The organism is Candidatus Thalassolituus haligoni, assembly GCF_041222825.1.
Taxonomy (GTDB): domain Bacteria; phylum Pseudomonadota; class Gammaproteobacteria; order Pseudomonadales; family Oceanobacteraceae; genus Oceanobacter; species Oceanobacter antarcticus.
Genome location: NZ_CP139482.1, coordinates 1,142,590 through 1,159,434 on the forward strand (window position 1 = coordinate 1,142,590; position 16,845 = coordinate 1,159,434).

13 protein-coding genes are annotated in these 16,845 nt (G+C 55.5%); 3 read left to right on the forward strand and 10 right to left on the reverse strand.

Annotated features, from left to right (window positions below; all coding sequences use genetic code 11):
• Positions 1 to 51: 51 nt before the first annotated feature.
• The 4 genes from SOJ49_RS05200 to flgA form a co-directional block, all read right to left on the reverse strand.
• A complete protein-coding gene (locus SOJ49_RS05200) occupies positions 52 to 831 on the reverse strand; it encodes a flagellar brake protein (RefSeq protein WP_369857175.1) in 780 nt (259 codons plus the stop codon).
• A 44-nt stretch (positions 832 to 875) separates the two neighbouring features.
• Positions 876 to 1,376, reverse strand: coding sequence for a flagellar export chaperone FlgN (flgN, locus tag SOJ49_RS05205; RefSeq protein WP_369857176.1), 501 nt, complete (start codon positions 1,374 to 1,376; stop codon positions 876 to 878).
• Positions 1,377 to 1,389: 13 nt separating this feature from the next.
• Complete coding sequence (gene flgM, locus SOJ49_RS05210) at positions 1,390 to 1,704, reverse strand: flagellar biosynthesis anti-sigma factor FlgM (RefSeq protein WP_369857177.1); 315 nt, start codon at positions 1,702 to 1,704, stop codon at positions 1,390 to 1,392.
• Between the two features lie 162 nt (positions 1,705 to 1,866).
• Positions 1,867 to 2,565: a flagellar basal body P-ring formation chaperone FlgA gene (flgA, locus tag SOJ49_RS05215; protein WP_369857178.1), complete on the reverse strand. Its 699-nt coding sequence runs from the start codon at positions 2,563 to 2,565 to the stop codon at positions 1,867 to 1,869.
• A gap of 128 nt (positions 2,566 to 2,693) precedes the next feature.
• On the opposite strand from flgA, the gene SOJ49_RS05220 reads away from it, so the two are divergent.
• Together SOJ49_RS05220 and SOJ49_RS05225 are read left to right on the forward strand one after the other, a co-directional pair.
• Positions 2,694 to 3,617, forward strand: coding sequence for a chemotaxis protein CheV (locus tag SOJ49_RS05220; protein ID WP_369857179.1), 924 nt, complete (start codon positions 2,694 to 2,696; stop codon positions 3,615 to 3,617).
• 106 nt (positions 3,618 to 3,723) lie between these two features.
• The gene (locus SOJ49_RS05225) at positions 3,724 to 4,545 is read left to right on the forward strand and encodes a protein-glutamate O-methyltransferase CheR (protein ID WP_369857180.1); all 822 of its coding nucleotides are present in this window, start codon (positions 3,724 to 3,726) and stop codon (positions 4,543 to 4,545) included.
• 116 nt (positions 4,546 to 4,661) lie between these two features.
• On the opposite strand, the gene SOJ49_RS05230 is transcribed toward SOJ49_RS05225, so the two are convergent.
• From SOJ49_RS05230 to pyrC, 4 genes are all read right to left on the reverse strand, one after another.
• The gene (locus SOJ49_RS05230; RefSeq protein WP_369857181.1) at positions 4,662 to 5,165 is read right to left on the reverse strand and encodes a GNAT family N-acetyltransferase; all 504 of its coding nucleotides are present in this window, start codon (positions 5,163 to 5,165) and stop codon (positions 4,662 to 4,664) included.
• Positions 5,166 to 5,183: 18 nt separating this feature from the next.
• Positions 5,184 to 5,549 (reverse strand): YacL family protein, encoded by a 366-nt coding sequence (locus tag SOJ49_RS05235; RefSeq protein ID WP_369857182.1) that lies wholly within the window; start codon positions 5,547 to 5,549, stop codon positions 5,184 to 5,186.
• 101 nt (positions 5,550 to 5,650) lie between these two features.
• Positions 5,651 to 6,280 carry a ribonuclease T gene (gene rnt / locus SOJ49_RS05240; RefSeq protein WP_369857183.1) on the reverse strand — a complete coding sequence of 210 codons (630 nt, stop codon included), beginning with the start codon at positions 6,278 to 6,280 and terminating at the stop codon, positions 5,651 to 5,653.
• 62 nt (positions 6,281 to 6,342) lie between these two features.
• Positions 6,343 to 7,380: a dihydroorotase gene (pyrC, locus tag SOJ49_RS05245; protein ID WP_369857184.1), complete on the reverse strand. Its 1,038-nt coding sequence runs from the start codon at positions 7,378 to 7,380 to the stop codon at positions 6,343 to 6,345.
• 297 nt (positions 7,381 to 7,677) lie between these two features.
• Between pyrC and SOJ49_RS05250 the strand changes: the two genes are divergently transcribed.
• Positions 7,678 to 8,679, forward strand: coding sequence for an OmpA family protein (locus SOJ49_RS05250; protein WP_369857185.1), 1,002 nt, complete (start codon positions 7,678 to 7,680; stop codon positions 8,677 to 8,679).
• A gap of 275 nt (positions 8,680 to 8,954) precedes the next feature.
• Here SOJ49_RS05250 and pbpC read toward each other — a convergent pair whose 3' ends face one another.
• Together pbpC and SOJ49_RS05260 are read right to left on the reverse strand one after the other, a co-directional pair.
• Positions 8,955 to 11,243: a penicillin-binding protein 1C gene (gene pbpC / locus SOJ49_RS05255; protein WP_369857186.1), complete on the reverse strand. Its 2,289-nt coding sequence runs from the start codon at positions 11,241 to 11,243 to the stop codon at positions 8,955 to 8,957.
• A gap of 97 nt (positions 11,244 to 11,340) precedes the next feature.
• Positions 11,341 to 16,557 (reverse strand): alpha-2-macroglobulin, encoded by a 5,217-nt coding sequence (locus tag SOJ49_RS05260; RefSeq protein WP_369857187.1) that lies wholly within the window; start codon positions 16,555 to 16,557, stop codon positions 11,341 to 11,343.
• Positions 16,558 to 16,845: the final 288 nt, after the last annotated feature.

The window sequence follows — 16,845 nt, forward strand, 5'->3', positions numbered from 1 at the left end:
CCACGGAGGGCAGTCTGGGCCGGGCGGTAGTCAATACCAGGGCTACAAACGTTATGAGGGTGCAATTTTGAATTGCCGTTCTTCCCACTGAAAGTCGGTGGTCAGACGGTATATATAACGGCGGGCAGCAGAGGAAATCCGGGTAAATACAAATCCGGCGAGGGTATTGCCAGCGCTATCGAGCATCAGGTGGCGTAGTTCCAACCCGCAATCCAGGTAGTGTTGTTCGTTGCAGCGCACGATGGCGGCGGCAATCAAATTCAGTTGTTTCAAATCAGCTTGAATATCACCTTCAAAACAGGCTTTGAAGCCGGATTCTGATAAATCCTGCAGCCTTCCTTTATAACGATAGCGCGGAGCTGTCTGCTCGTCGGGTGTCGGGTGCTGATCCGGTATCTCGACCACCAGATAGTGGGCCGCTGGCACATTGACCCGGTAGGCATCGCGCCGTTGCAGGTATTCAACCTGGCTGGGGAATTCACCACGATACTGTTGTTCAGCACTTTGGTAGCGCAGACGGCCGTCGGCGACGAAGCGAATACGAATGCCCTGGTTGTCACAATCAATGCGGAAGCGTTTGCCCTGACGGATCAGATCATTGCCTTTATCTGGTTGTAACCGGGTCATAAAAAAGCTGCGATTATTCAGCTGCACATCGGTTATTTGAGCACAGAAGGCGGTTGTTTGGTCGTCAATCAGTACTCTTACCGGCGCTTGCAGCAATACCAGGCTGCGGAGCGCGCCGTAGATGTCTTCGTCCTGATCCAGGGCGCAGTCCTGCGGCGGATTGTCAGGTGTCTTGTTTGCCGGAACGCGGGCTGGGGATGTCACACGTAACCTCCTGGCAGGGGTAGGCGTTGGAAGAAAGAAGGCGGTCAGGCCTGAATGTAGCCCTGGCCTCGGCGTGCCGATTTGCCCTGGCCTGTTTCAGTGTAGAGCAATGGCGAGCGATCGGGTTGGCCACGTAAAATATGGATACGCTGCTGGATACGGCGCTTGGCGGTGAGAACCAGTTCGTTCAGCTGGATGGAACGATCGCGGTTATGACGATATTGAGCGGCAAGCTGTTGCCACAAGCGGGCAATCTCTGGCTGCTGGCGGATCTGTGGATGCTGGAGAAAATCGGCCGCCAGCGGCAGTTGTTGCTGGCTCATCCAGTCCATGCGTTGTTTGGTCTGTTCCTTCATGCGCTGCAATATCGCCGACTTGGATTGTCCGGCACGTTGCAGTTGTTCAGGCTCCATGCGGGCCAGTAGCTGGCCTTCCTGCTCCAGTTGGTGTTGTAGCAGGCGTCCCAGGGCCAGTTCATCAAGCAACAGCTGGCGCAGCTGATGACATTCCGGCGTTGGCAGGTACACATTGGCAGTAGAATTCATGGCTATTTAATGCTCAGTTCAGGCGTCCTTCAAAGTCCAGCATTTTTCCTGCCAGTTTTTCATAATCGATTTTGTATTCACCGCTGTCGATGGCGGCTCTGATGCGGTCGACGGCGGCATCGTTCACCTCAGGCATGGCACTGATTTCAGCCTCAACCTGCTGGATGCTTTTGCTGCTGGCGCTCAGTTTGACCTGATCGCTGTAGCTGGCATTCTGGGTGCCGGAGGCTGGATCACCCTTGGCTGACATTGGGCTGGTGGCATCGGCGGTTTTCGCTGAAGCGCGACTACCGGTGTCGATGGCACCTGTTAACTTGTTGATATTCATTGTGAAATCTCCAAACCATTGCATTGTATAAACCCCTGCCATGTCTGTATCGGCGGTTTGCCAAAAGACTTTAGTATTTTTTGATTTTTTTTGCAGTCTGTCGATTTGCTGCTATTCGCGCGTGTGCGCGCTGCCATAAAAGTCATCGGTTGATTCAAGCGGCTAACGGATAGTGACCTCTCCGGGGCCGATGACTTCGGCGGTGAGGGTCTTGCCGGAACGGCGGTTACGTACTCGAATGGTGTCGCCCTTGCGGCCTTGGCTCAGGGCGTCGCCTTCGGTTTGCAGCTGGATGGCACCCCGCTGCAGGTGAATACGCACCAGCGCACCGCGCTCTATCAGCAATTTTGAGATCAGCATGTCCGGGGTGATTACGGTGCCTGGGCGCAGGTTCCGGCGAAACTCCATATCCTGCAGTTGTTCCGGGTTGCGGATATAGCCTTGTTGCAGATTGCCCAGATCTTGTTGCACAAACTGGATGCTGGCGCTGGCGGTGCTGTCACCAGAACGAGCGGCTTGCGTCAGAATGGCGACGCTTTCCATCACGTGCAGTTCGACCGCGACAAATTGTTGCCACCAGGGCGAGGCGCAGCGCAGCTCAACACCATTACGCCCCGGTTGCAGTGGCCGGGCCAGCTCGATATTCAGCGCCTGGCTGCAGGCGGGCAGTTGATAGTCGGGGCTGAGTCCCACCAGCGAAACCCGGTTGCCATGGGCGTCGCCACTGATGTCTGTCCACTGCTGCAGCAACTGGTGTTGCAGTGTTGCCTGCCAGGATTCAGTCGTCCAAAGCGCCGCAGTCTGGAGTTTATCAGCCCAGAGAGGTTGGCATATCAGGAGTAAAACAATTATCCGACGCACTGTCTGGTTCTCTACTATGCTTTTAGGTGACTGATGTAAACGTCATGATTCTGGCGATTAAGCAGCGCTTGTTGAACCTGACAGAGGTTTTGCAAGGGCTGTGCCGGATAACTTTTCGGGAGCTTTTTATGGCTGGTGTGTTAGATGCGGTTAACCAGCGAACCCAGTTGGTCGGTGCCAACCGGCTGGAGCTGTTGCTGTTCCGTGTAAACGGGCGACAGGTTTACGGCATTAACGTGTTCAAGGTGAAGGAGGTACTACAGTGCCCCAAGCTGACTGTTTTGCCGGGCAGTAATCCTGTCGTTCGCGGTGTGGCGCATATTCGATCGGGCACGATCCCGATCATGGATATGGGGCTGGCAACGGGGAATGCGGGGTTGAGCGATCTGAATAATGCATTTGTGATTATTACCGAGTACAACGGCAAGACTCAGGGGTTCCTGGTTGGTGGTGTTGAGCGCATCATCAATATGAACTGGGAAGAGATCCATCCACCACCACGGGGCACGGGTAAAGAACACTACCTGACGGCGGTGACACAGGTGGACAAGCAGTTGGTGGAAATTATTGATGTGGAGAAAATTCTGGCAGAAGTTTCTCCGATCAATGAAGAAATCAGTGCCGGTCTTATTTCAGCAGAGGTGCATCAGCGCGCGAAAGCACACCGGGTGCTGATCGTGGACGATTCCAAGATTGCCCGTAAACAGATTACCCGTTGTCTGGAAAATCTGGGTGTGGAAGTGGTATCGATGAATGATGGTCGTCAGGCCTGGGAGCATCTGTACGGTATCGCGGAGCGGGGTGAGCGCTTGCAAGACGTTTATATGATGATGGTATCTGATATTGAAATGCCGGAAATGGATGGTTATACACTGACGACTCGCATTCGTGCTGATTCACGAATGGCCGGTTTTCATGTGGTGCTGCATTCCTCGTTGAGCGGTGTATTCAACAAGGCGATGGTGGAAAAGGTGGGGGCCGATGATTTTATCGCCAAATTTGATCCTGACGTCTTGGCTGGACAGGTGGCTATTCGGGTTCAGTCTTGCTGAGCCGGCTCGGCCAGGATAAGACGGTTGCAACAGGTTGGATCGCGATTGAATGACGGTTTTCCATAAGTTAAGTGGCGTTTAACGCCGAATTTTTTCAGGACTGAGTATGACACTCCAGATCACTGCAGATGAGTATCTCCGGTTTCGGGACATGCTGGAGCAATCCAGCGGCATCATGCTGGGCGATGGCAAGGAATATCTGGTCAGCAGTCGTCTGCGGCGATTGCTGGAGCAGCACAACCTGAGCTCGATTTCCGACTTGCTGAGCACGCTCAACGGCAATCGACGCTTGCAGGAGCTGGTGATTGACGCTATGACCACCAACGAGACGCTGTGGTTTCGCGATGAACATCCGTACCGGGTGTTTCGTGAGCGTTTATTGCCGGAATTGGCCGGGTTGCGCCGCCCGTTAAAAATCTGGTCTGCTGCTTGTTCAACGGGCCAGGAACCGTATTCGCTCAGTATCGAGATTGAAGAGTTTCGCAAACGTTCTCCTGGCAGCCTGGCAACCGGTGAGCGGATTCTGGCGACCGATATCTCTCCCAGTTCGCTGGCGCAGGCGAAAGACGGTATTTATCAGCAGCTGGCTATTCGTCGTGGTATGAACGAGCAGCATCTGAAAAGCTATTTTCACCCACGGGATGGTGATCGTTGGCAGATTGATCAGAAGATCAAGAGCCGAGTGGATTTTCGCCAGCAGAATTTGCAGCAGAGCTTTACCGGGCTGGGCAAGTTTGATGTGATTTATTGCCGTAACGTACTGATCTATTTTTCTGCTGATCTGAAGTACGACATTCTCAAACGTATGCATGGCAGCTTGAATCCGCAAGGCTATCTGGTGCTTGGGGCGTCGGAGAGTCTGAATAACCTGGGTGAGTATTTTGAGATGGTGCAGTGCCACCCCGGTATTATTTACCGGGCGCGTTGAACAAGCGCCGTTGGGTGAACAACCGTCGTTGGGTGAACAAGAGTGGTTGGGTGAACAAGAGTGATTGGTTAAACGATAGTGGGGGTGAATCCTGATGCTGTCGGTCGGGCAACTGCTTAGGCAAGTTCCAGCTGCATTTCATGCCATTGCAAACCGCCGTGGCTGGAGGCGGATTCGGACTGGTAAATAAAGCCAGCACGCTGATAAAAACGGATGTGTTGGCTGCGACACATCAGATGAATACGTTGCTTGCCGAGACGGCGCATATGCTCAATGTAATTGAGCAACAGCGTACGACCCCAGCCATGACGCTGCCATACCGGGTGAATCACCACCGACATCACGACATTTTCCGGGCCTTGCGGATCGTGGCCTGCCAGTTGCTTGAACGCTTCGTTGTCCATCGCCACCTTGAAACAACAGCCGGAATTGACGAAACCGATGATGGCTCCGGCCAACTCCAGTACCAGAAACCCTTGGGGATAACGTTCGATACGCAGGCGAATTTTCTCCAGCGTTGCGGCTTCATCACCTTGATAGGCACTGTTTTCAATAGCAAAACAGACGTTGGCGTCGGCGGGTTGCGCCAGCCGTATACGGTAGTCGGCGTGTGTGTGCATCGGGATTCCCGGAGTGGTTCAGCTGGCGATAAATTCTTTCCAGGCTTGCATCAGCTCGATAAAGTCTTCAAGCCCGCAGCCTGCGGTCAGATCGTAATCGTGTAGCGTCAGGGATTCATCTTCCAGATCAAGGTCTTCATCGAACATCAAGGCGTTGGATGAGATATCGACCTCGTGTTGCGTTATTTGCAAAATTGTTTCTTTTCCCTGCCAGCGATAATCTCGCAAACCACCGGATTGCAGTAACTCCGCCGTGGTGATCAGTGCCCGCAGGTGCTTCAGATCGTCACCGATCTCATCGGTCAGCCAGTTGCCAATCAGAGAATGCTCTTCATCAAGGCGGGCAACAGGCTTATTGCCTTCAAACCAGAATTCGTAGTCCAAGGGGAATCTCACATAACGGATAGAGCATGATCGTGGTGTCACGAAGGATGGTGTTAAGCCGCTGCGCTGTTACGCTCAGCGGCGGCACGGTGCAGTATCGTTCAGTCTAGCTGTACGCCGGGTTCAATCGCCAGTGGCCAGCCACCCAGATCCTTGTAGCGGTTCACAATAAAACAGAACAGCTCAGCGGTTTTCCAGGTGTCGTAGGCGGCGCTGTGAGCGGCGCTGTTGTCGAAATCGAGCCCGGCGGTAATGCAGCTTTTTGCCAACACGGTTTGGCCGAGGGCGATGGCGGCAATCGAGGCGGTATCGAATGACGAAAACGGGTGGAACGGATCGCGCTTGATGTCGTTACGCTCAATCGCAGCACGCAGAAATGCGTGATCGAAATGCGCGTTATGGCCGACCAACACCGCCCGGTTACAGCCGTAGTGTTTAATCTCACGCCGCACCACCTGGAACATATTGGTCAGCACGTCGATTTCAAATTCGGCATCCCGTTCCGGGTCGAACGGGTCGATGCCGGTGAAGTCGAGGGCTTCCTTTTCCAGGTTGGCGCCGTCAAACGGGTGCACCTCGGCAGACAATGTCTGGTCTGGGTGGATATAGCCTTCGTCATCCATGCGCAGGGTGACCATGGCAATTTCGAGCAGGGCGTCGGTATCGGGATTAAACCCACCGGTTTCCACATCGACCACCACGGGCAAAAAGCCGCGGAAGCGTTGGGCCATTGGGGTTTTTTCCTGCTTTTCGCCGTTTCCAGCGGGAGTTGTACTCATCCTAAGCCTTATCTTCAGGAGTTTTGCAGTTGCCAGCGCAGGGTTTCACCCGCACGCAATGGCACAATGATGTCGTTGCCAAATGGCATTTCAGAGGGCACCTGCCACTTGGATTTCACCAGGGTAATGGTGTCTTCGTTACGTGGCAGGTGGTAGAAATCGGGGCCGTAGTGACTGGCGAAGCCTTCCAGATTGTGGAGTACACCGAGGTCTTCAAAAATTTCGGCATACAGCTCAATCGCGCCGTAAGCGGTATAGCAACCGGCACAACCACAGGCGTTTTCCTTGGCACCCCTGGCATGAGGAGCGCTGTCGGTACCGAGGAAAAACTTGCGGCTACCAGAGACCACCGCGTCTTGCAGCGCTTGCTGGTGAATATTGCGCTTCAGAATCGGCAGACAATAAAAATGCGGCCGAATACCGCCAACCAGCATGTGGTTACGGTTGTAGGCCAGATGCTGCACGGTAATGGTGGCGGCGACGTTGTCACCCTGACTCAATACAAACTCGGCGGCGTCTTTGGTGGTGATGTGTTCCACCACCAGGCTCAGTGCTTTGTGTTTGCTTGCCAGTGGTGCCAGTACGGTATCGAGAAATTCTTTTTCGCGGTCAAAAATATCGACGTGCTGGTGGGTTACTTCACCGTGTACCAGCAGTTTCATATCGTTGTCAGCCAGTGCCGCGCAAACGTCATCAAGCTTGCCGAGGTCGGTAACGCCGGAGGCTGAGTTGGTGGTCGCTCCCGCCGGATACAGCTTGGCTGCCACAACGCGGCCAGTAGCCTTGGCAGCGCTGATCATCTCGGGCGTGGTGTTGTCGGTCAGGTAAAGCACCATTAACGGGTCAAAACCGCTGTCGCCAGCCTGGGCCAGAATGCGCTCGCGGTAAGCCAATGCCTGTTCGGCACTCATCACCGGCGGTTGCAGGTTGGGCATGATGATCGCTCGTTTCATCACCCGAGCAGTGGCGGGGACTGTGTGTTGCAGTACCTGGCCATCGCGAACGTGTAAATGCCAGTCGTCCGGGCGGGTGATCGTCAAGCGGTCGGTCATGAGGATTCCTTCTTTACGTTTTACTGTGCTGTTTGACGCTGTCTGCGTGCTGCGGCCATGACTCATGGTTGCTACACGGTGGCTGGCAGTGATTCCGACAGGCAAAAATGTGACCCGGCATTGTAGCGCAACCGGTTTTTTACTGCTTGGCTTTGTGGTTCCTGACGTTAGGGCCGCGAGCGCTTGGCGGGAGGGCTGTTCACGTTGAAGGTTCAAGATTTTCCGCGACTGGCCGATAGCCCCTCAGAGACATGCCTATTACCAACTTCACTACCACAGAGGCCAACGTAGAGACACATGATTCGTCTGGACAATCTCGCTGCTGGTCATTCACCCGGCGTGCCGGAATCTGGCTCACACTCTGGTTATAAGGCCAGCAGGGTGCTGGCTTGGCTGTTGTTCGGCTTGTTATTCTCGCTGTGGTTGGGTCGGCCAGCGCTGGCCGGTCAAACCGCCATGCCGTTGGAATACGGGCTGGATATCTACAACACCCGCTGGGCCGTCTCCGGGTCGGTATTTGACTGCCAGTTTAGCCAGACCATTCCGGGCTACGGCAGCGCTGTTTTTTTGCAACGAGCCGGAGAAAATGTCTCTTTTCGACTCGAAGCCACCCAAAACCGCATGGCATACAGTGATGCCAGAGTCTCATTATTGCCGCCTCCCTGGCGTCCGGCAGAACGTACCGAAAATCTGGGCACTGTTCGTATCCGCCAGGAAACACCACTACTGGCACTCGATACACGCCGCAGCAACCAGTTTATTCATGGCTTGCTGGAAGGCAAACGCCCGACGATCAGCCACCAGACCTGGTATGACGCCAACCGCTTTGTCCGGGTGTACGTCTCCGGTGTCACCTTTCAGGATTATTACCCGGAGTTTCTTGATTGCATCAGTCGGTTATTACCGATGAATTATGATCAGGTGGCCCGCAGCAAGGTGTTTTTCGCCAGTGGTGAAGACAAAATAGAAAAAAACGACATCAAGGTACTGGAGCGGGTTGCCTACTACATCAAACACGACCCCAGAGTCTTTGCGCTGTACCTGGATGGCCACTCAGACAGCGTTGGCCGTCGTTATGACAACCGGCAAGTGTCCAAACGCCGGGTGGAAGACGTCGAGCGTTATTTTGTCAAACAAGGCATCGACCCGACCATGATCACCACCCGTTTTCATGGTGACCGCTATCCGGTAGCCAGCAATAAAACCGTGAAAGGCCGTAACGAAAACCGCCGTGTAACCATTCGACTGGAAATGCGTGACGACATGCCGATACCGGATGCGCTGAAGTTTAAGCCTTAGGGGGCGTTCTCAATTATTTGCCACGGCCTGTCAGGAGGAAGTATTCCGTCAGGCAAGGCGTTGGACGCCGAGAAATGACGCGTCCTTTTCACGTTGAATCACACCGCATGGCGGGATGTTGACCCTGACCCTTCGGGCTGAGGCCAGTAACTTCCAGTACGGCGTTATTCGTCACTTATTGAGCTCGCTAAACCAGGTTCCTCGTGTCTTGTTCTGAAACCAGCTGGCTCTTGGCAGGCTCGGTTTAATCATTGAGAACGCCCTTCAAGTGCCAGCTAGTCGGCATAGACGGTCATTCGATCACTGTTGCCTTGATCGTCTATCAATACGATGTGTTGTTCACCGTTGCGGCGTAAAGGAATGGTCAGTACGTGTCGTTCAGCGCTGCTGCCCCGGTATATACCATTGATATACCAGTAACGCATTCCGACTCCGCCGTTGGCTCCGAGCGCAAGATTGGGCAGTTGTCGTTCGCCCGCGCTGTTTCTTTGTGTTGAACGTATATGTTCGCCGGGTTCGATACCGGTGATTTGCAAGGTACGCCCGATGATCAGCGAGGATTCGCAACCTGGTGCCGGAGCGGGGAGTTGGTGGCTCAGTCTTTGGGCTGCGGGAATCCAGGATTCCAGTATTACTGGCCACAGCGCCAGCTGGATCAGCCGCCGGGTGCTGTTTTTGCCGTCATTCTCACAGCGGGCGTTGATTCGTTGGCCTTGTTGGTTCACCAGCACGGGCAGTGGATTGGCGGCGATGGGGTTGGCGCTGTCTGGCAGGGTTGGCGGCACCAGTTGGCGAATGCTCCAGCCACTGACGCTGCGATGGCACTGGTCGGAAGGAGTACTGCTGGCCAGTCGACCCAGTGGCCAGCAGGCGTTTATCTGCTGTACCTGCGACGGCGGCGCTGGCCAATGGGGCTGTCGGTCGATCATGGTGATCACCCGTTGCAGAGTCGGCATGGCGGTTACGGCTCCAAAGTAGCCGGGCGATGGGGTGCCATCCGGGCGACCAAACCAGACGCCGACGGTGTACTCCGGGGTGATGCCGATGGCCCAGCTGTCGCGAAAACCATAGCTGGTGCCGGTTTTCCAACCGAAAGAACGCGGCTGAATAACGGCAACACTGCGGCTGCGGTCTGGTAGCGGGTTGCGTAACCAGTCGGCGGTGACCCAGGCGGCAGCTGGGGTGAGCAGCGGGCGAGGTACTTGATTGGCTTGCGCTGTGATGGGCTGTTGTACTGACTGTAACGGAAACAGCTGTCCCTGATTCATAAGCGAACTGTACAGCATCCCCAGTTCCCACAGGCTGACCCCGCCACCTCCCAGTGCCAGCGACAGATTCGGACGGGCGGCGAGAGGTAACTGGTAGTGGAATCCGGCATTACTCAAGGCCGCATAAAAACGTGCTGGTGTCAGGGCTTCCAACACCTGGACGGCGGGTAGATTGAGGGAAAAATGTAACGCTTGCTGCGGTGTTACTGGCCCGGAAAACCCGGCGGAGAAGTTGCCCGGTTGATATTGCTGGCGCAGACGGGGCGCATCGGTTAGCAGGCTGGCACCGTGAATCAGTCCCTGATCCAGCGCCAGCCCGTAAATAAACGGCTTCAGTGTTGAACCCGGCGAGCGAATGGCTTGCACCATATCGACATGACCAAGCCGCTGGCTATCGCCGAAGTCGGCGGTGCCAATATAAGCGCGCACTTGATGGCTGGGATTATGAACCACCAGTACCGCTGCGGAATGTTGCCGTGGCAGCAATTGGATATCCCGCTGTAATTGCTGGCTGAGTTCGCGCTGCAAGTCACCATTCAGGGTGGTGCGAATCAGTCGTTGTTGCGGGTATGCCTGAATCAGCAGGCGTGCCAATAGCGGCGCTTGTTGAGGTGTTGCCGGTTGACGGCCAAAGACCGGGTCGAGCAGCGCTTGCTGGTAGGCGGCGTTATCGATCGCCTGAAATCGGAGCAGACGCCGGAGTACTTTGTCGCGGGCGGCACGAGCACGCTGTGGGTGACGGTCGGGGCGCAGGAAACTGGGGGCTTGCGGCAGTACTGCCAGCAGCGCAGATTCCGACAGCGACAGGTCTGCGGCGGGTTTGTCGAGGTACATCTGGGCGGCGGCTTCGACGCCTTCGATGACGCCACCCATGGGGGCATAGTTGAGGTACAGGGCAAGAATCTCGTCCTTGCTCAGGTGCCATTCCAGTTGCAAGGCGCGTAATGCCTGCTGCAGTTTGCCACGCATATCCCGAGTATGGGGATACAGACGGCGGGCCACCTGCATGGTCAGGGTGGAGCCACCGGACACCACGCAGCCACAGCGGAGGTTTTGCCAGGCTGCGCGGGCAATGGCAACCGGATTGACGCCAGGGTGAAAGTAAAACCAGCGATCTTCGTACTGGATAACCGCTTGCAGGTAGGCGGGTGCAATCTGCTCCAGCGTGACGGGCAAACGCCAGACTCCCAGGGCATCGGGGAAGGCGCGCAGCGTGCGGCCGTTACGATCGACCACGACGCGGGCAAATTCGCGCTCGTTGTGTTCGGGTAACTGCAACGGGTAGCGCCAGTTCAACAGCGCGGCCGTTAATACGACTGTTAGTACAACTGCCGTGAGTACGACAGCTGTTAATGCGACTGCTGTGAATACAACAGGCGCGCTGGCAGGCCGTTTATTCAATGATTAACCAGTGTGCATTGGCTCCCACGGAGCGGACTTCCGGGTCGTACATATCTTCCAGCAAGGGGCCGGGAATCCGGTATTTGCCAGGTGTGACGGCACGAGCCAGATAAAACACCCGTGAGCTGCGGTGTGCGCCGGTTTCGAGGGCGGCAATAAAGCGGTCGTCGCGGTATTCCTGGTGTAACACGCCGTTGTTGCGAGTCCAGTCGGCAACGGATGTGCTGTCGACCAGGATGTCGGCCACCGACTGGCTGTCGAGCAGGTTCTGATTTTCCAGTTCCAGCCCGGCGGGCAGCAGATCGACTGCCATCAGGTCGGGCCGGTACTGTGTGCTGGCTATGCGTAATTCAACCAGAATCAGGTCGCCGGTTGCTAACCTCAACGGTTGATCGGTCAGGGCGATGGGTTCGCCAGTGCGGCTGTAATAGTGGCGTTCGATGGCCACATTGCCGCTGCTCTGTTGGCTGGCCAGCTCGCGGTAGCCTTGTACCGCCAGCTCGGCACTGACGGATTCGGCCCCGGTATTGGTGAGGGAAAGGCCTTGCAATACGGTCGGATCATCGTAGTGAAAGCGCTTCATGTGCGTGCCGCTCAAGTCATGGCTGATATCGGCATAACTCAGATTGGCTTGCCAGGCTGGAGTGTTTGGTGATGGTTGCTGTGCTTGCTGTTGTGAGGCATTTAACAGCTGAATACGCTCCTGGGTGCTGAGGTAACGGCGGCGGCGCAGTTCGGTTTCCAGTGCGAGCAACAAGTCATCGGCCCAGGCTGGTTCCATACCGTTTGCCATTAACAAGGCGGCAATGGCTGCCTGATCACGAATGGGTGAGCCGTAGTCACCAATATACATATGAGATGGTCGTTTGGCGTGCTGCGCCTGTTGCATCAGCTGGTTGGCCAGGGCGTTATCACCCAGCTGCCGGGCGGCTAATGCCAATTGAACCAATGCCAGCGGAGTGGCATTGGCGGGCTTGGCGTTACTGAGTTTACGGACGTCGGTCAGGGTGATGCGCTGCTGCCGGGCCAGCACATAGGCGGCGTAGGCACGGTAGACAAAACGGTACAGGCTGGCATCGTCATTCCAGCGTTCGGCGTTTTCGGCACGACCACGAATATAGTCATGCAGGCGTGTCAGTGCCTTGTCGATGATTTGCTGGTCGACATCAAAACCATGGGTTTTGGCATCGATCAGGAATTGGGTGGTGTAGGCAGTGAGCCAGTGCTGTTCGTAGGGGTCATCGGACGACCACAACGAAAAGCCACCACTGCTGCGCACTTTTTTGATGATGCGCTGAATCCCGGCTTCCATCGCTTGTTCGCGGCTGATGGGATGAGCGCTGCGTGAGGTGCCATTATTAAAAACATCGATTTGCTGCTGTCCCACTATCAGCCAGGGGTAACTGCTGGAGACCGATTGTTCCAGACAGCCATAAGGATAATGCAGCAGTTGGTCCAGCTGGCGGTGTGGATTCAGGTTTACCTGCTCATCCAGTGTCAGTTGGGTGCTGATATAACGGGCGTCCAATCCAGTCAGCTGTTCGGCACTTAATTGCAGTTGCTCATTACTGCTCAGACGGCCACGGGCAAACTCGGTGTAGGCAGGCAGGGTCGGGCGGCTGACCAGTGTCCAGCGGCGGTCAATCGGGTATTCCTGCAGTCCGGTTACCTGCATGCGAAATTCAATATCGCCCAAGGACGCCGCTTCTGGGTAGGTCGCCTTGAACGGGTACACCAGCGTCTGTTTTTGCTGGTTGGCCAGTGTCAGGGTGTGCGGCTCGGTCTGGAATTCAACCGCGCCACTGGCATCTGCTGTCACCGTCAGAGTGAGGGATTTTCCGCTCAGGTTGGTGACATCCAGGGCAATTTGGGCATCGTCGTCCATACCGGCAAAACGGGGCATCGATAGTTGGGTAACCACCGGTGCAGCGACTGTGACTTCTTGCTCCAGGTGCCCAAACGCATGGTCAGTGAAGGCAACGGCCATCAGCCGCAGGCGGCCATTAAAGTCGGGTAATTGCAGCGGGATACGGGCTACACCGTTGACCACCGCCACCTTGCCGGAGAACAGCGAGACAATGTGCACCTGCGAACGGGCCATATCACCACCACGAGCCATGGCGGCATCACCACCAAAATTCAGTGTGGCGGGTTGGCTGTTGTTGAAGTCGATCACCTGACTATACAGGTCGAACAGATCAACGGCGTAACGGCGCGGCTCGAAGAAAAACCTAAACGGGTCGGGTGTGTCAAAACGGGAAACCGACAATACACCGACATCGACGGCTGCCAGTGTCACCCAGGCTTTTTGCACGGGTTGTTGCTGGTTGTCCGTGACCTGCAGATCGACGTTGACGGTACGATCGGGCAGCCATTTGGCTGGCGCATTGGATTCAATCGTCAGTTGGCGATCACGACGATCCAGCGGCAAATGGATCAGGCCAACGGCGCGGGTCGGGGTAATGCGCTTCTGGCTATCGGCCGGTTGCAGATACAGCACGGTGACGTACAGATCATGACGTTTCCAGCCGGGATCGATGGGAATATCTACTTGTCCGCCCTGACTGCTCAGGTCGATACGTTTGAGCCATAACAAGGTATCTGCCTCGACCATCACCAGCGCCTGCGAGGTTGGTTGGGGAGTTGGCTGAGCACTTGATTGAGAGTTTGGTTGAGAGTTTGGTTGAGAGTTTGGTTGAGCGAGCGACTGCTCGGCAGCCGACGGTGGAGTAATCGACAGCCGGGCAACGTCGCCACCCTCATAACCACCCTTGTCCCAGGCCAGAGTGACCTGACGCGGGCGAGCATTACCCTGGCGATTTTGCGCATACTGACCATACCAGGTGTAACCGGACTCAAACGTCAGCACGGCAGTCTGGCCGTTGTGCGGGTTCTGCACCTCCAGCCGGTAATGGCCCCAATCGACCGGTACGGCAATACGGGTTGGCTGGCTGGCCGACAAGTCTACCGTCAGGCTCAGTTCTACCGTGGCCCGATCCTGCTTTTCGTAGTACCAGCCCCGGTTGCTGTTATAACGCCAGTCGTAGTCCGGGTTGGTATTGATCAGCCGTACCGTGACCTGACTGGCAGCAAACAACTGATCGCTGCCGTCGGTCATGAGGAGTTCAAAATGGGCCATACCATTGGCAGGAGCACGGTCGTCAAACAGCGGTTTGACACCAACCAGTTGCTGCTCCGGTAACCAGATTTCTTTCTGCCGTCGTACCACTGGCCGACCGCCACTTTCAAACAGGCTGGCGGTAATGGTCACCGCCATGGGAGTGGGGGACGCCGACCAGCTGTTGGCAATATTCAGATCCAGTTTGCCTTGCGTATCCAGCGTGTGTTCAAGCTGACTCTGACTGTTCCAGTCGGTTGCGCCAGCGTTACCAAACACGTAGTCGGGCCAGTGTTCGAATGGCCGCAGTTCGGGTTTGATGTCCAGCGCCGCCTGCAAACGATTGCCAGCGGCAGGGGCACCGTACAAATACTCGCCCAGTAGCGGCACAATCAGGTTGCCTGCACCGGTATGTTGGTTGGCATCGCTGCGGGTGGCCTGCGGGTGCCAGCTGATTTTCAGCCGCTCTGGCATAAAGTCTTCGACCTTGAATTGATAGCGGCTGGTGCTGTTGTCTGGCAGCTTGATGCTGACGTTCCAGTTCCCTGTCATGGCGTCTGCTGCCAACGGCAAGGACCAATGGTAGTAACCGGCGTCCTCTGCCGCCAGCGACAGGGTTTTGACCTGTTGGCCATCGGGACGCGTGAACACGGCCTTGAGCTTGGGTAGCCGGATTTTTTCGCCATCCGGGCCGCGCAGCAAGGCTGAGAATTCAGCGGTTTCACCACCGCGATACAAATCCCGTGGGCTGTAAATAAACAGCTCCTGCTGGTGGGCCGGGCGCTGGCTGAAGTGAAAATCGGACAAATCGAGGGCGCTGGTGTTCAGTGACAACAGGCTGACCGAGGTGCCTTTACGCACCACCAGAGTAGCGCCAGTATTATTACGATTGAGTAACGTACGGCGGATACTCAGTTGTCCATCGCGATTGGTGTTGCCGAGTTTAATGGAGGAACCGTCTTGCCCTAATAATTCAACCGTTGCAGCGGCAATTGGCAGGGTGGTTTCCAGGCTTTGCACCAGTAATTCGGCCTGGTTGGCGTACTGATGCAGGTGCAAGCCAATATCGGTGAGACTGTAGTAAGTGGTCGCCAGCTGGTTTTCAAAGGTGCCTGGGGCTTGCATCACCACCAGATACACCCCTGGCGTAGCCAGCTCGGGAATATCACGCACGGGCAGGTTTATCTGGCGACGGTGATTTTGTTCATCGGTCAGTTTGAAGCGGCCTTCGTATTTCAGCTCTGCCAGCTTGGCCAGCTTATTAAGATTCCACTGGGAGGCGCGTGTGCCGTGACCCAGGTAGCGGCTGATCTGGTTGAGCTTGTCATCGTGCAAGCGGAAAAAACTGACGTTGGCTTCGGCTACATTCTGGGTAATCACCGGCAGCCCTTGTTGACTACTGAATGCCAATACCCGGCCATCGCTGGCGAACTCCAGGCTGGCTGGAGCCGCCTGGGTTGTGACGGTTGCTCGGCTGGCACTGTTTAATACGGAGTCGTTGATGCCTTTTAACCCGGCGTTCACGGTCAGGCGATATTGGGTTTGTGGTTCTGCGTCAAGCATATACAGGTTGCGACGATCGTCAGACAGTATCCAGCTTTTGCCCTTGCGGCTGTTAACGCTGATGTACTCTGCAAATGATTGACGCTCGTCCAGTGGCACGGAAAACTGAATATGTACCGTACTACCACCGTCGTAGCTGGCTTCGCTGATGCGCACAACTGTAAGAGGAATACCGGCGTAGCGTTGTTCAAGATCGTCGGATACTGGCTCCGTTACGTTTGATCCAGGCTCGCTTGATTCTGGTGTTACGGATGCAACGTACTCTACCTGTGTGTCATCAGATGCTGGCTGTCGCAGCGGTGTGGGTTCAGCGGTTAGGTTCGGGTTGACTGTGACTGGTTCCGATTCGGAGGTGACCGTGGGTGTTTCACCTGCAAGCTGTTTGGGCGGTGGCTCTTTGGATGGGGATTCTTTGGGCAGTGGCTCTTTGGATGGAGGCTCTGGATCCGATGGGTCACAGCCGACGATGCTGAAAAGACCAATCAATACCAGGCTAGCGAAAGCCCGTCGCAGTAACTTGCTGGACATGGAAATGCCTTCCTTTGCTGCCGTGTTGTGTGGGCAGGATTAAGCCATATTCACATCCTCCCGGCCAGTGGCGTGCCGATGGGCGATTGATATTTCTGCACCAAATATCGACCTGCGAGCGGTTCCAATCGGGATCAAAATACCATCGTTAATATCTCATATTGATAAGTTTGCCACATTTTATTTGATGCAAATGAACCCAATTCCCCGATTCATTGTCTCGGGGTCTTTATCTTGAATCGGAGTTGTTGTCATCGGATAGTCGTGTAAAATCTGTCCAATAACAGA